We start from the raw sequence: 15,346 nt of genomic DNA on the forward strand, positions 1-15,346 counted from the left end.
CTGATGGCCTGGCTCGAGAACTTCGACGCCCACTGGGACGAGATCGCCGATCGCTACAACGAGCGCACCCAGCGGATGTTCCGCTATTACCTGTCCATCTGCGCCGGCGCNGCCGTTGGCATCGAGCGTCAGCGTGCCGTAGGTGTTCGTGCCGCTGTCGAGCGTGTAGGTCACCCCGGTGCCGGCGACCGCCAGCTGGCCGCTGGCCGTCTCCGCAGGGCTCGTCGGGTCACTGCCCACATCGTCCAGCGCGGCCTCGTTCACCGTCTCGCTGGCGTTATCGGCGACCAGGGTCACGTCGGCCACGTCGATGGTCAGTGTGGTGGTGGAGCGGTCGCCGTCACCGTCTTCGATGGTGTAGACGAACACGTCCTGCGCATCGCTGCTGATCGCATCGGCATTCGCCACGTAGGTGTAGCCGCCGTTGGCATCGAGCGTCAGCGTGCCGTAGAGGCCGTCGATGGCCACCCCGACACTGCCGCTGGCGTCCGTGGTGGTATCACCACCGGCCGCACGCACCCCGACCACGCCGCCATTGGCCTCGGCGCCGTCGGCGCCGAACACGTCGGCGGTGCCGTCGGTCAGCACGTTGCCGCTGACGCTGCCGCCCTCGCCCACGGCGTTGGTGTCGGCGTAAGCCATCGGCCCATCGTCATTGACGTCAATGGTCAGCGTTGCGGGATCGGAGACGTCACCATCGTCGTCGGTGAAGCGTACATCGAACTGTTCCTGCACCTGATCGTTGGTGCCGACGGCATTGCTGACATCATGGTCCAGGGTGTTATCGCTCAGCACATACTGCCAGCTGCCGTCAGTGTCGACGGTCACGATGCCATAGGTGCCTTGCACCTCGGTGCCATCCTCCTCGATCGCGATCCATTCGCCATTGACGTCCTTGACCTCGATCAGCGCCAGCTGGTCGTTACCGGTATCGATCTCCGGCGTACCGCTGATCGTCGTGGTGCCGCCACCACTGCCATCGGGCAGCGCTGATTCCCACACCATGTTGCCTTCAGCACGAATGCCGAGCGTCACGACCTGGGGGGTGGAATCCTCGGCGATGGTCAGGTTCACCGTCGCCGTGTCGGTATCGCCATCGGCGTCGGTGATGGTGTAGGTGAAGCTGTCGGCGCCTTCGGCGCCGGGATTGGCCTGATAGGTGAAGGTACCGTCACCGTTGTAGGTGACCGTGCCCTTGCCGGGTTGCGAGGCTACGCCGACGCCGCTCTGCAGATCCACACCGTCGGCCCCGGCGGTGTCATTGGCGAAGACATCAATGTCGACGCTGCCATCCTCCGGCACCTCGTCGGTCACGGTATCGTCGACGGCCACCGGGCCGTCGTCATTGACGTCGATGGTCAGGGTCGCTTCCGGCGAGACGTCACCATCGTCGTCAGTGACTCGTACCGCGAAGGCATCCTGCACCTGGTCGGCCGCCCCGGTCTGGTCGACGCCGTCATGGTCCAGGGTGTTGTCGTCCAGCGTGTACGTCCAACTGCCGTCGGTATTCACCGTCAGCGTGCCGTAGGCACCCTGCACGCTCGTGCCATTGGCAGAGATCGGGATCCAGACGCCACTGGCATCCTGCACTTCGATCAGGTCGAGTGCATCCACGCCGGTATCGATCTGGAAGGCGCCGCTGGCGGTCAGGCTGCCGCCACCGCTGCCATCAGACAGTGCAGACTCCCAGACCACATCGCCATCGCCGTTGAGGTCCTGGGTATCGACCGTCGGCGAGTCGTCCTCCTCGGCGACGAGGGCCGGATCGAACTCGACCTGGTTCGGCCCCTCGAGTGAATTGGCGCCGTAGTTGAAGACCAGCGGGCTGACGTTTTCGCTGATGCGCAGCAGACGCACGAAGCCGTGACCGCTGTCGCCGCCGCCCGCACCACCGGCACCGCCGGCCGCAGTGGCATCGAGCCCTTCGAGCAGATCACCCTCGCCCTCGTCGATGGCCGCCAGCAACGCTGCGATATCCCCATCCTGGGCGCTGGCCTCCTCGCTGGCCGGCGCCTGATCCGACGCAAGGTCCGGCGTCATCACGACCTCTTCACCACCGGCGATGGCGGCCGGTTCGAGACCATCGCCGAAATCCAGCACGGCTCGCCCACCATCGGACGTTACCAGGGTCTCTCCTTCCTGAAGCGCGTCGCCGACGCTGAGCTCACGGAGGTTGCCGTCGGCGTCGCGCGCCCAGGCCTGGCCGGTAATGGATACCACGGTGGCGATGGTCATCATTCATTTCCCCTGAGGAGTCACATCAACCGGCATTTGCAACGAATACGCCGGTGGCTAATGACATCACACTAGGTCAGGGGCCAGGCCCCCGGTATTGGACCGAAGGACAGGTAACAGAAAGTAACGAGGCAGGACTGAACACCCGCCAGGGCAGGGCTCAAGTCACGCTCTGTTCCTGATGGGACAGCTTGAGCACGAGCTGCATGCGGTCGCGCACCTCGAGCTTGCGGAACACGGCACCGAGATGCGCCTTGACGGTCCGCTCGGTAATGCCCAGCAGACGGGCCACCGCCTTGTTGCTGTTGCCCTCCGCCACGGCCACCGCCACGGCACGCTCACGCTGGGTCAGGCGGTCGAGCATCTCTTCGCGTAGCCTCTCTTCCCCACCGAGCGCGCGATAGGCTCCTCCCACCACCTGGGCCATGAGCTCGGGCCCCACCCAGATGCCCTGATGGGCCGTGACCAGGGCCATCTGGCTCAGCAGCTCGGGAGGGGACAGCGCATGAGCATAGCCCCGCGCATTGGCCTCGAGGGCCTGGGTCGCCTCGCGCGAGTCCGGCGCATAGCTCAACACACTAACGATCGCCCCCTGCTGCGCCAGCTGCCGCACCAACACCGGCCAGGTGTCTCCCTGTATGACCACCCAGGCCTGGACCTCGGCGGATGCCATTTCCAGGGCAAAGGTCTCGTCGAGGCAGCGCGCATCAGGGAAGGCCTCGCGCCAGCGCGGCATCAGGACGCTCTCACGACATACGAAGATCTGCTTCATCAACGTTCTCCCAGCGCATCCTGCCAGCCTCTCAGCACCGGCTTGAGCAGGTACTGCATCACCGTGCGCTTGCCGGTCAGGATATCCACCTGTGCGGTCATCCCCGGTATCACGTCCAGTCTCTGGTGCTCGCTGCCGCCTTCCAGGGTACGGACCCGCACCAGATAGAAGGTATCGCCCTCGTCATCGGTGATAGTATCGGGGCTGATGTGCACCAGCTCGGCCTCCAGCCCCCCATAGATGGCGAAGTCATACGCCGTCAGCTTGATGGTGGCCGGCTGGCCGGGCCGCAGGAAGGCGATATCCTGCGGCGCGATACGCGCCTCGACCAGCAGGGCATCCGCAGTGGGTACGATCTCGACCACTTCCTGTCCCGGCTGCACCACGCCACCGAGGGTATTGAGGGTCAGGCGCTGGACGATGCCATCCACAGGCGAGCGAATCTCCGCCAGCCTCACGCGATCCTGCAGGCCGGCACTGGATTCATCCAACGCCGCCAGCTCCGCCATGGTCCGGGACAACTCCCCGCGCCACTCGTTGCGCTTCTCGAGCGTGACCTCGCGCAGCTTCGACTGCGCCTCCTCGATGGAGGATTGCAGGCGTTCGACCTGAGCCGCAGCCTGGTCGCGCTCGCCACGCGCACGGGTCACGTCGCGCTGCAGTCGCAGCACCTCGACCTCGGAGACGGCGCCGGAATCGAGCAGCGGCCGGGTCAGGTTCAGCTCGCGCCCGGCCATGCCCAGCTCCCGCGCCGCCGTATCGCGACGAGACTGGGCTTCGATCAGCTCCGCCCGGCGCTGGTCCAGCTGTTCCTCGAGGATGCTCTTCTGCTCCTCCAGTGCCTCGAGATTGTTCCGATACAGCTCACGCTCCTGGGCGACGATGTCAGGCGCCTCCTCGAGCAGCTCGCGCGACGGGGTGAAGGCGTCATCGGTCACCAGGGCACGCAGGCGTTCCACGCGAGCCTCGAGCGATTCGGCCTTGGCGCGGTTCTCGCGGAAATTGGCCACGAAGCGGGTGGGGTCGATACGCATCAGCAGCTGCCCCTGGGATACCGTCTCCCCCTCCTCGACCAGAATCTCCTGGACCACGCCCCCATCGAAGGACTGCACCTTCTGCAGCTGGCTGGAGGGAATCACCCGCCCGGTGCCCCGGGTCACCTCGTCCAGCGGCGCGAAGGCCGACCACACGATCAGCGCGGCAACGGCCAGCACCACGGTATAGAGCAGCAAGCGGGCCCGCAGCGGCTCCTGCTGGAGCCTGGCCCAGTCGGCATCGCTGGCCCAGTCGCGATCCAGGTGCGCGGACGTGACCCGCCGCGAGAACAGCCGGTCGATGAAGGGACGAAACGGCTTGCCGCCGGTCTCGGAAAAACGGCCGATGGCCTCGAAGCCACGCTGCTCGGAGGTACGGGAACGGTCGGTCATGTGCCGGCCCTCCCGATCTGCCCCTTGCGCAGGGCCTCGATCACCTTGTCCCGCGGCCCATCGGCCACCACCCTGCCCACATCGATAACCACGATGCGATCCACCAGCGACAGCAATGACGTGCGGTGGGTCACGATGAGCATCGTCTTGCCCGCCGCCACCTCCTGCAAACTGGCCTTGAGCGCCTCCTCGGAGGAATGGTCCATGGCGCTGGTGGGCTCGTCGAGCAACAGTACCTGCGGGTCGTGCACCAGCGCCCGGGCGATCGCCACCTGCTGACGTTGTCCTCCGGACAGCCGCTGGCCACGCTCGCCTACGTCGAGGTCGATCCCCTCCGGATGGCCGTCGACCAGACCGGAGAGGCCGCTGAGCCGAATGGCCCTCAGCAGGGACTCGTCATCGACACCGTCGCTGCCGGCACCGGCCAGGATATTGTCGCGCAACGAGCCATGAAACAGCGTGACGTCCTGGGGCACATAGCCGAAATGCCGCCGCAGCTGGACGGGGTCGTACTGACGCACGTCCACGCCATCCAGCCGCACCGCGCCGGCGTCGGGTTCATAGAGTCCCAGCAGCAGCTTGTGCAGCGTGGTCTTGCCGCACCCCACTCGCCCGAGCACGCCGACCTTCTCGCCGGCCTCGAGGGTCAGCGAGACCTCACGCAGCGCATCGCGCTGCTCGTCGGGATAGCGAAAGGCGACCTTGTCGAAGCGCAGCTCGCCCTGCACCACCGGGCGGTCGATGTACGGCCGAGCCTCGTCGCGCTCCACCGGCAGCGCCATCACCCCATCCAGTGAGCGCAGGGCCGTGGAGGCCTGGTGATACTGGGCCAGCAGCGCCGCGGCCTGGCTCACCGGCGCCATGGCCCGCGACGACAGCAGATAGGCCGCGATCAGTCCGCCCTGGGTCAGCTCGCCAGCGATGATCAGATAAACCCCCGTGATAACGACCGCCACCGCCACACTGTGCTGCGTCCACAGCGCCACGCTGCTCACCGAGGAGCTGATCAGGCGCAGCTGGGCGGTAGTACGCGAGAGAAAGGCCGAGGCCCGCTCCCAGATGCCCTGCACCCGGCTCTCGCCGCGCAGCGCCTTCAGGGTCTCGAGCTGCGAGATCGACTCGACCAGCGTGGCATTGCGCTGGGCGCTGGCCCGCCAGGTGGTCTCGGACAGCTCGTGCAGCTTGCCCTGGGCCGCCAGCGCATAGAGCAGCACGAAGACGACACCCACCAGCACCGGGATCACCAGCGGCGGGCCGATCAGGGCGATGATGGCGGCGAACAGCAGCACGAACGGCAGGTCGACCAGCCCGACCACCGTGGCCGAACCGATGAAGGCGCGCACCGACTCGAAGGACTGCAGCATGGCGGCGAAGGACCCGGTGGATGACGGCCGCGCGGTCATCCTGAGGCCGAGCACCTGCGACATCAGCGACGACGAGAGCTTGACGTCGGCCCGGCTCGCGGCCAGGTCCACGAAGGCGCCACGCATCAGCCGAAGCGCCAGATCGAAGCACAGCACCACGAAGACGCCGATCGCCAGCACCCACAGCGACTCGGTGGCATGATTGGGCACCACGCGATCGTAGACGTTGAGCACGAACAGCGGCATGGCCAGCGCGAAGAGGTTGATCACCACCGACCCGGCGAGCACGTCGCGGTAGAGTCTGCGGTTCTCGCGGATGACGCCCCAGAACCAGTGTCGGTCGCGCTTGCGCTCGACCTCGGGGCCGCGGGCATCGAAGCGAAAGCGTGGCCTGACATAGATGGCCTGGCCGCTGTAGCTGGCCTGAAGGCCGTCCAGCTCGACCTCGGTTTCCGCCTCGCCGAGCTCCGGGAAGATCACCCGGGCACGGCGCGCCTTGAGATCCAGCGCCAGCAGCACGCAGGCGCGTCCCGGCTCGAGCAGCAGTACGGCGGGAAACAGCGCGGGATTGAGCTGTACCAGACGCGAACGAACGATCCGCGCCGACAGCCCGGCACGGGCGGCGGCACGCGGAAAGACGCCAGGCGTCAGGCGCCCTTCCTCCAGCGGCAGGCCCGCCGTCAAGGCATCGGCGCTGACGTCATGTTCATGGGCCAGCGCAATGCTCTGCAGGCATTCGAGCAGCTCGTCCCGAACGGCAGACCTGGCCCCGCTGCCATCATCGAGCGCTTCACGTTGTGTCAATTCTCACCCCTGCGTAGAGACGATAGAGCGACGTCGGTCGAGCCGGGCCCGACCGACACCCACCTCACGTCCTAGGGCCGATAGGCGGCCATGTCGAGATTCTCTCCGGCACGCTCCAGGGTGACCTCCACACGACGGTTCTGGCGACGCCCCTCGACGGTGTCGTTGGACGCCACGGGCCGGCGAGAGCCGAAGCCTTCGGTCTGGATCAGCGAGGCGTCCACGCCCTGACTCACCAGGTAGTCGCCGACGCTCCGGGCACGACGCCGAGACAGCGGGTCGTTGATGGCGTCATTGCCGGTGGCATCGGCATGACCGGCGATGTAGACGCGCACCAGGTCGTTGCGGCCGCGGATCTGCTCGGCGAGCTGACGCAGCTCATCGCGCGATGCCATGCTCAGTTCGGCGCTGTTGATCTCGAACAGGGCGTCCGCCGAGAGCGTGACGTCCGGCGCGCGGGTCGGCGGCGCCGTGATGCCGCCGGTGAAGTCGGCCAGGGTGAAGCCGGTGGGCCCCGGAGACGGACAGATCGTCTCGGGGTCGAGGGAGACCCCATCGCTGCCGAGCTCGGCCAGGGTCGGCATGTCGTCGCGACGCACCTCCAGGGTCTGCATCAGCTGGCCCATGGCAGCCAGGGTGCGAGCGTCGGCCAGATCCACGTCATAGCTGGCATTGGCATAGGCGCGGCTGGCCTCGAAGTACTCGTTCTCGGTATCCAGCACGTCCAGCAGGCTACGCTGGCCGATGTCGAACTGCTGCTGGTAGGCACCTCGCACGCGGTTGGTGGAGAGGCGATGCTGGTTCAGGTAATCGAGCTGCTCACGCAGCCGCTGGGTATCGTTGTAGGCGATCTGGGTGGTCTGGCGCACGTCGACGCAGGCCTTTTCGCGCAGGTTGATGGCCTGCTCGACCCGTTCGCTGGCGGCACGGAAGCTGGCCAGGTCGCTGCCGCCGCGATAGAGGTTCATGCTCGCCACCAGCTCGATGCTGCTGCGGTCCTGACGCTCGTCGACGTCGTCGAGGGTACCGCTGTCGCTATCCTTGTAGGTGCCGGTGCGAGCGACCAGGTCGAGGGTCGGATGGAAGGCGGAGCGCTCGCCGCTCTGTGCTGCCCGAGAGGCCGCGATGTTCTCGATGGCGGCATGGAACTCGGGATTGCCCTGGAAGGCCAGATCCAGCGCCGACGCCACATCGGCGGGCAGGCGACCGGCGAAGTCCGGCGCCGGCGCCAGCGAGGCCGCCGGCAGGTCGCCGACGATACGCTGGTAGCGAGCCGTCACGTCATGCAGGTTGGAGGCCTCGGTCATCAGGTTGGATTCGGCCAGCGCCAGGCGTCCGCTGATCTGCTCGAGATCGACCCCACGCCCCGCCCCGGAGAGCGTGCGCTCCTCGATCTGGTTGAAGACTTCCAGGTGCTTGGCGTAGTTATCCTGCGCCAGGCGGACCAGTTCCCGGTAGCGCTGCACGTCCAGATAAGCCCGCACCGCCTCCAGGGAGACCTCCTCGCTGGCCCCGAGCAGCTCGTAGTAGCGCACCAGCTCGGCCCGATCGAGACGCTCCACCTCGCTGCTGGTGGCGAAACCGTCATAGATCATCTGCGTCAGCGCCACCTCGGCGTAGTCGGTATCGTAGCTGCCACGACCGTCGTGCTCGCGATCCTCCTGCCCCACCCCGGCGTTGACGTCCACGCTGGGCAGGTAATTCCCCCAGGCGGCACGACGGTCCTGCCCCGAGGCCCGAAGCTCGCGCCAGGCCGCCTGCACCTCGGGATTGGTGCTGATCGCCTGCTGCACGACACGTTGCAGATCACTGGATCCCGGAGACATCAGCCCCTGAGGCAAGGACTGGGCGACGGCCGAGGCTATGGGCAACAGGGCGAGGCCTGTCCCCACGGCAAGACCGCGGACGATGCGCGCTCGCGCGACGCGCGAAGACAAAGTGACGCTCGTGCGTTTCATGACAGTTCCCACCCCTTGCTGAGCCGGCATCGGTCGAGCACGGCTGTTGTTTTTTCGTCGCTGTGCCGCCTGCAAGAGCCAGCCCTGGTCAGGCAAGCTCCGCCTATGGCGAACTTGATCTTTTCTTGGGCGTCTAGGCCATCATGCGAAAAGATCAGCCCCTGCGAAGAACGTATTAACCCTCGTTCTGTAACATATAGTAACCAAAAGCCCACGATACGCCAGTATTACGCCATGGTGTTTATGTATGAAATTTGCTTACCGCGATGTAATCCATGGCTTACAAAGAGGCCGATGCCACGCCCGCTCTCACCGGAAAGCCCAAACGTGCTATCGTCAGCACCATCAGTCACACGGCCCGCCCAAGGAGAATCGGCATGTCGTCATCGGAGATCCAGAAGACTCGTGTCATCAATGAGCTACGCAGCTTCATCAAGAAGCTGCTGCAGGACCCCAAGATCCTCGAACAGTCGCTGACGATCGCCCGCGAGCGCCTCGGTGAGGGCGACCAGACCCAGGTCATGGCCCAGATCGCCAACGAGATTTCCGACACCACCAGCGTGCACATTCCGGAAGATCCCAAGGAGCACTCCGAGGCCGACCGGCTGTTCCTGGAACTGCTCAAGGAAGTGGTGCGGGAGGAGCAGGCCCTCTACTGAGGCCGCTCCGCATCGGGTCGAGGGACACTTCCGCGGCATCGCCTCCCTCGACCTGCGCGCCTTCACGCCAGCTGGTACAATGCGCGCCCTTTTTCCACGCCTCGCTTCAACGCCGCCTCGCATGCTCTATCTCCTCAAGCTTCACCCCGAGATCACCATCAAGTCCCGTTCGGTACGCCAGCAGATGACGCGCTGCCTGACGGCCAATATCCGTAACACTCTGCGTCGCCTGGACGACCGGGTGCGGGTCAAGGATCAGTGGGACGCCATTCGGGTGCGCCTGCCGGAAGGCCTCGATGGCGACACCACAGCCGCCATCGAAGACAGCCTCACCCGCATTCCCGGCATCCAGCAGGTGCTGGCCACCGAGGAAGTACGCTTCGAGTCGCTGGAACAGGCCGCCGAGCATATCGTGCCGCTATGGAGCCCGGTGATCGCCGGACACAGCTTCCGGGTCCAGGCCAAGCGCCGCGGTGAACACGACTTCACCTCGGCGGACATGGAGCGTTACCTCGGTGGCCGGCTGCTGGAGGCGACACCGAACGCCCGGGTCGACCTCAAGCATGCCGAGGTGGTGGTGCCGGTGGAGCTCAACGATCGGCGCCTGCAGGTGATCCGGGCACGCTGGAAGGGACTCGGCGGCTACCCGCTGGGCGTGCAGGGGCAGGCCCTGGCGCTGATGTCCGGCGGCTTTGACTCCCCGGTGGCGGCCTGGAAGATGATCCGCCGCGGCGTGAAGACCCACTTCCTGTTCTTCAACCTGGGCGGCCCGGCCCACGAGGCCGGCGTGCGCGAGGTCAGCCACCATCTCTGGTCACGCTACGGCGTCTCTCACAAGGTGAAGTTCATCTCGGTGCCCTTCGATGGCGTGGTGGGCGAGATCCTGCGCACCATTCCGGATGGCCTGATGGGCGTGGTGCTCAAGCGGCTGATGATCCGCGCCGCCAACCGCATGGCGCAGCGGCTGCGTATCCCGGCACTGGTCACCGGCGAGGCCATCGCCCAGGTCTCCAGCCAGACCCTGGCCAACCTGGCGGTGATCGACGACGTCAGCGAGCGACCGATCCTGCGCCCGGTGCTCACCGACGACAAGCAGGACATCATCGACCGGGCACGGCAGATAGACACCGCCCGCATCGCCGAATCGATGCCGGAGTATTGCGGCGTGATCTCGCGGCGACCGCACAACAAGGCGCCGCTGGACGACGTGCTGGCGGCCGAACGCGACTTCGACGACCGGGTGCTCGACGACGCCATCGAGGCGGCGATCATCAAGCGCATCGATGAGGTGCTGGAGCGCGAGCCTGCGCCGACCGAGGTCGCCACGGTGAAGACGCCCGAGGAGCTCGCCGGGCTCGACACGCCCTGCATCGTCGACATTCGCCGTGCCGACGAACGCGAGGCCGCGCCCCTGGCGCTGCCCCAGGAACTGGCACAGGTGCCGCTGATCGAGATTCCCTTCTACGAGCTGCAGGACCGGGCCCCCGAGCTCGATACGGACCGGCACTATCTGCTGTACTGCGACCAGGGCGTGATGAGCCGCATGCAGGCGCTCCACCTCGCCGACCGCGGACTGCATCACTTCGGCGTCTATCAGCACCGTCCCGACGCCTGAGGTCCCGCTCCCGACGGACATTCGCTCTATTTTCCTAGTCGTCGATGGAGCGATCTCCTACTCGAGACCGAGGCAGGCCACGCGGCATCCCACTATAGTGAGGGCACTTCACTCCGTGGGTTGCCTGATATGGATATGGGTTCCAATCCGCCGACCAGACGTCACCCGCTCGTTCACCTCGCCGAGACGCTCGAGACGCTCGAGGCATCCGCGGAACAGGGCGAATGGCGCGACGACGTACTGGCGCTGGTCGAGCGACTGTTCGGTCATGCCCCGATCATGATCGACGGTTTCGATGAACAGGGGCACTGCATCCTCTGGAACCATCAGTGCGAACGGGTCTTCGGCTGGACGGCCGATGAGGTGATGAACCACCCCGCCCCCCTGACGCTCTTCTACCCCGACCCGGCAGAATATCGGGCGGTCGTGGCCGGCCTGTCGTCCGGTGACGGCTCGCGGTTTCGGGAGTGGACACCGACGACCCGCGAAGGACGACGACTCACCACCCTGTGGGCCAACGTCGCCCTGCCGTGCGGCGGCATGATCTGCATCGGCCACGACATCACCGAACAACGCCAGGCGGAGAACCAGCGGCGTCTCGCCGCCAGCGTCTTCGATTCAAGCTCCGACGCCATCATGATCACCGATGCCGAGCGGCGCATCTGCGACACCAACGCTGCCTTCACTCGCATCACCGGCTATGCCAGGCAGGACGTGCTGGGCCTGACCCCCGGCATGCTGGGCACCGCACAGCACAACGCGGAAACCTACGAGGCGATCTGCCGCCACCTGGACGTGGAAGACAGCTGGAAGGGCGAGATCGTCGGTTACCGGCGCAACGGCGAGGCCTACCCGCTCATGCTTTCGGCCTCTGTGGTACGTGACGACCAGGGCCGGACACTCCACTACGTCGCCACCTTCTCCGACATCACCCATCTCAAGCGCCACCAGGACGAACTGCGCCACCTGGCACGACACGACGTGCTGACCGAACTGCCCAATCGCCGCCACTTCGCCGAACACCTCGCGGACGCGCTGCCACGGGCCCGTCGTGACGACACGCTGCTGGCGGTGTGCTTCCTCGATCTGGACGGCTTCAAGCCGATCAATGACCGCCTGGGCCATGCGGCTGGCGACCAGGTGCTGATCACGATTGGCCAGCGATTACGCGATGCCATTCGCGCCGACGATGTGCTCGCCCGGCTGGGCGGCGACGAGTTCGCCCTGCTGCTGACCGACCTGGAAGACCGCGAGGAATGCCTGCGGATCGTCGAGCGAGTCCGCTACCTCATCGCCAGGCCCATCCCCCTGGACGACTCATTGGTACGCATTTCCACCAGCATCGGCATCACCCTGTTTCCACAGGACGATGCGGAGGCGGGCATCCTGCTGCGCCATGCCGATCAGGCCATGTATTGCGCCAAGCGCGGCGGCAAGAACCGCTATGCCCTGTTCGATCCCGAAGAGCGCGAGGATTCGTCGCCCGGCCGCCGGCGCCTGGACCGCCTCGAACAGGCCTTCCGTGACGACGAGTTCCGGCTCCACTATCAGCCCAGGGTCAATCTGCTCAGCGGTGAGGTCTGTGGTCTCGAGGCCCTGATTCGCTGGGAGCATCCCGAGCATGGACTTCTGGAACCCGATGATTTCCTGCCCCAGCTGCTCGGCAGTCGTCTCGAGGCGCCCCTCGGCGACTGGGTGGTCGAACGGGTCCTGCATCAGCTCGCGGACTGGCAGCGCCAGGGGCTCGCCCTGCGCATCAGCTTCAACGCCAGCGCCAACGATCTGGCCCTGCCCGAGTTCTGCGATCGGCTGACGGCGGCTCTGGCGCGCTACCCCAGGCTGGACCGGCGTCTGCTGGAGATCGAGTTCCAGGAAAGCGCCGCCGTGTCGGATCTCGACGCCATCACCCGTACGCTCCAGCATTGCCGGCACTCGGGCCTGTGCATCGCCCTGGACGACTTCGGCACCGGCTACTCGTCGCTGGCGCATCTGCGTGAGCTGCCCATCGACGCCCTCAAGATCGACAAGCGCTTCGTCGGCGCCATCCTGAAGGACGAACGCGACGCCGCCCTCGTCCAGAGCATCATCCAGATCGGCGCACGACTCGGGCTCGACGTGATCGCCGAAGGCGCCGAGTCACCCGCACACTGCCAGCGTCTGCTCGAGCTGGGCGCCTCCCAGGCCCAGGGCTATGCCATCGCCCGCCCCATGCCCGCCGAACGCATCCCGCCCTGGCTGGCGAGCCGGGCCAAGGGGCCTCACTGACCACCCCGCTCACGCTCGACACGCCATCCCCCCGCCTCCTGGAGGCCCGGCCCGAGCCCGAGCCGGCAAGGGCCCGGGCGGATGCAGCCGGCGAGGAAAATGCTACAATCCGGGCCTGATTTCACGGATATCCGCATGACGGCCTCGACTTCGCCCAGGCGTCGAGTCGGCCGCCGTGCTCCACGTCTACGGGAACCTCTGAGCCACCATGTCGAACATCGCCCCGCGCAAGATCCTGGTCACCAGCGCCCTGCCCTACGCCAACGGCGCCATCCACCTGGGCCACCTGCTGGAATACATCCAGACCGACATCTGGGTGCGCTTCCAGAAGAGCCGCGGTCATGACTGCCACTACGTCTGCGCCGACGATGCCCACGGCACCGCCATCATGCTGCGCGCCGAACAGGAGGGCATCACCTCCCAGGCGCTGATCGACCGCGTCAGCCAGGAACACCAGACCGACTTCTCGCGCTTCGGGGTGGCCTTCGACAACTATCACTCGACCCACTCCGAGGAAAACCGCCACTTCAGCGAGCTGATCTACACCCGGCTGCGCGATCAGGGGCACATCGCCACCCGCGACATCGAGCAGATGTACGATCCGGAGAAAGGGCTGTTCCTGGCCGACCGCTTCATCAAGGGCACCTGCCCGAAGTGCCAGGCCGACGACCAGTACGGCGACAACTGCGAGGCCTGCGGGGCCACCTACACCCCGGCCGAGCTGATCGACCCGGTCTCGGCGATCTCCGGTGCCACCCCGGAAGTCCGCAGCTCCACGCACTACTTCTTCAAGCTGCCCGACTTCGCGGCCTTCCTGCAGGGCTGGATCAACGACGATCACGTCCAGCCGCAGATCCGCAACAAGCTGATGGAGTGGTTCGAGTCGGGCTTCAACGAGTGGGACATTTCCCGAGACGCGCCCTACTTCGGCTTCGAGATCCCCGACGCTCCGGGCAAGTACTTCTATGTCTGGCTGGATGCCCCGATCGGCTACCTGGCCAGCTTCAAGAACCTCTGCGAGCGCGAGGGTCTCGACTTCGACGCCTACTGGCGCGAGGATTCCGACGCCGAGGTCTATCACTTCATCGGCAAGGACATCGTCTACTTCCACGCGCTGTTCTGGCCGGCCATGCTGCACGGCGCCGGCATGCGCACGCCGACCGCGGTGAACTGCCACGGCTTCGTCACCGTCAACGGCGCCAAGATGTCCAAGTCGCGCGGCACCTTCATCAAGGCCGCGACCTATGCCGAACATCTGAATCCCGAGTACCTGCGCTACTACTTCGCCGCCAAGCTCACCGCTGGCGTCGATGACCTGGACCTCAACCTCGAGGACTTCGCCCAGCGCGTGAACTCGGACCTGGTCGGCAAGGTCGTCAACATCGCCAGCCGCTGCGCCGGCTTCGTCAAGAAGCTCGGCGGCGGCAAGCTCTCGGCCCACTGCGCCGAGCCCCAGCGCGTCGCCCGCTTCGTCGCCGCCGGCGACGAGATCGCCGAGCACTTCGAGGCCCGCGAGTTCGGCCGCGCCATGCGCAAGGTGATGGAACTCGCCGACGAGGCCAACACCTACATCGCCGAGGCCGAGCCCTGGGTGCTGGCCAAGCAGGAAGGCCGCGAGCAGGAAGTGCTCGACATCTGCTCGGTGGGCATCAACCTGTTCCGCCAGCTGATGGTCTACCTGGCCCCGGTGCTGCCCGAGATGGCCGAAGGCGCCCGCGCCTTCCTGAAGCTCGACTCCCTCGACTGGGACAGCCGCCAGGAGCTGCTGGTGGACCACGAGATCGCCAAGTTCAAGCCGCTGATGACCCGGGTCGAGCGCGACCGCATCGACGCCATGATCGAAGCGTCCAAGGAGGATCTGGTGGAAGAACAGAAGCTCAAGGACACCCCCAAGGGGCCGCTGGCCGACAATCCCATCGCCGAGACGATCGACTTCGGCGACTTCGCCAAGGTCGACCTGCGCATCGCCCGCATCGCCAAGGCGGAATACGTCGAGGGCGCCGACAAGCTGCTCCAGCTGACCCTGGACCTGGGCGGCGAGACGCGCAACGTCTTCGCCGGCATCCGCAAGGCCTACGCCCCGGAGGCCCTGGAGGGCCACCTGACGGTGATGGTCGCCAACCTTGCGCCGCGCAAGATGCGCTTCGGCGTCTCCGAAGGCATGGTGCTGGCCGCCGGCGATGACGACGGCATCTACCTGCTGGAGCCCCACTCCGGCGCCCAGCCCGGCCAGCGCGTGAGCTGATC

General features: G+C 66.3%; 8 protein-coding genes and 2 pseudogenes. 5 read left to right on the top strand and 5 right to left on the bottom strand.

From position 1 onward, the window contains the following. Nucleotides 1–3 precede the first annotated feature (3 nt). Nucleotides 4–48 (top strand): annotated as a pseudogene (locus tag UN84_RS17520) (class I SAM-dependent methyltransferase); the annotation flags it as partial. A 273-nt stretch (nucleotides 49–321) separates the two neighbouring features. On the opposite strand, the pseudogene UN84_RS17400 reads toward UN84_RS17520, so the two are convergent. From UN84_RS17400 to UN84_RS08985, 5 genes and pseudogenes are all read right to left on the bottom strand, one after another. Further along, nucleotides 322–2,238, bottom strand: a pseudogene (locus UN84_RS17400) (retention module-containing protein); the annotation flags it as partial. A 157-nt stretch (nucleotides 2,239–2,395) separates the two neighbouring features. After that, on the bottom strand, nucleotides 2,396–3,007 hold the full coding sequence (locus UN84_RS08970; RefSeq protein WP_046078141.1) for a response regulator transcription factor: 612 nt from the start codon (nucleotides 3,005–3,007) through the stop codon (nucleotides 2,396–2,398). Then, the gene (locus tag UN84_RS08975) at nucleotides 3,007–4,434 is read right to left on the bottom strand and encodes an HlyD family type I secretion periplasmic adaptor subunit (RefSeq protein WP_046078142.1); all 1,428 of its coding nucleotides are present in this window, start codon (nucleotides 4,432–4,434) and stop codon (nucleotides 3,007–3,009) included. Before UN84_RS08975 ends, UN84_RS08970 begins: the two co-directional genes overlap by 1 nt. Further along, complete coding sequence (locus tag UN84_RS08980; protein ID WP_046078143.1) at nucleotides 4,431–6,602, bottom strand: type I secretion system permease/ATPase; 2,172 nt, start codon at nucleotides 6,600–6,602, stop codon at nucleotides 4,431–4,433. Before UN84_RS08980 ends, UN84_RS08975 begins: the two co-directional genes overlap by 4 nt. A gap of 71 nt (nucleotides 6,603–6,673) precedes the next feature. Beyond that, complete coding sequence (locus tag UN84_RS08985; RefSeq protein ID WP_052719278.1) at nucleotides 6,674–8,428, bottom strand: TolC family outer membrane protein; 1,755 nt, start codon at nucleotides 8,426–8,428, stop codon at nucleotides 6,674–6,676. A 509-nt stretch (nucleotides 8,429–8,937) separates the two neighbouring features. Between UN84_RS08985 and UN84_RS08990 the strand changes: the two genes are divergently transcribed. From UN84_RS08990 to metG, 4 genes are all read left to right on the top strand, one after another. Further along, complete coding sequence (locus UN84_RS08990) at nucleotides 8,938–9,219, top strand: hypothetical protein (RefSeq protein WP_016855562.1); 282 nt, start codon at nucleotides 8,938–8,940, stop codon at nucleotides 9,217–9,219. A 121-nt stretch (nucleotides 9,220–9,340) separates the two neighbouring features. Continuing rightward, the gene (gene thiI, locus UN84_RS08995; protein ID WP_046078145.1) at nucleotides 9,341–10,834 is read left to right on the top strand and encodes a tRNA uracil 4-sulfurtransferase ThiI; all 1,494 of its coding nucleotides are present in this window, start codon (nucleotides 9,341–9,343) and stop codon (nucleotides 10,832–10,834) included. A gap of 129 nt (nucleotides 10,835–10,963) precedes the next feature. Then, nucleotides 10,964–13,099 (top strand): putative bifunctional diguanylate cyclase/phosphodiesterase, encoded by a 2,136-nt coding sequence (locus tag UN84_RS09000; RefSeq protein WP_052719280.1) that lies wholly within the window; start codon nucleotides 10,964–10,966, stop codon nucleotides 13,097–13,099. A 208-nt stretch (nucleotides 13,100–13,307) separates the two neighbouring features. After that, nucleotides 13,308–15,344 (top strand): methionine--tRNA ligase, encoded by a 2,037-nt coding sequence (metG, locus tag UN84_RS09005; RefSeq protein ID WP_046078146.1) that lies wholly within the window; start codon nucleotides 13,308–13,310, stop codon nucleotides 15,342–15,344. Nucleotides 15,345–15,346: the final 2 nt, after the last annotated feature.

The organism is Halomonas sp. HG01 (assembly GCF_000968715.2).
In the GTDB taxonomy this organism is placed as follows: domain Bacteria; phylum Pseudomonadota; class Gammaproteobacteria; order Pseudomonadales; family Halomonadaceae; genus Halomonas; species Halomonas halophila.

Excerpts from the sequence above, each read along its gene's own strand:
- thiI (WP_046078145.1), top strand. The coding sequence starts at position 9,341 with ATGCTCTATCTCCTCAAGCTTCACCCCGAGATCACCATCAAGTCCCGT.
- UN84_RS09000 (WP_052719280.1), top strand. The coding sequence starts at position 10,964 with ATGGATATGGGTTCCAATCCGCCGACCAGACGTCACCCGCTCGTTCAC.
- UN84_RS08990 (WP_016855562.1), top strand. The coding sequence starts at position 8,938 with ATGTCGTCATCGGAGATCCAGAAGACTCGTGTCATCAATGAGCTACGC.
- UN84_RS08970 (WP_046078141.1), bottom strand. The coding sequence starts at position 3,007 with ATGAAGCAGATCTTCGTATGTCGTGAGAGCGTCCTGATGCCGCGCTGG.
- UN84_RS08975 (WP_046078142.1), bottom strand. The coding sequence starts at position 4,434 with ATGACCGACCGTTCCCGTACCTCCGAGCAGCGTGGCTTCGAGGCCATC.
- metG (WP_046078146.1), top strand. The coding sequence starts at position 13,308 with ATGTCGAACATCGCCCCGCGCAAGATCCTGGTCACCAGCGCCCTGCCC.
- UN84_RS08985 (WP_052719278.1), bottom strand. The coding sequence starts at position 8,428 with ATGTCTCCGGGATCCAGTGATCTGCAACGTGTCGTGCAGCAGGCGATC.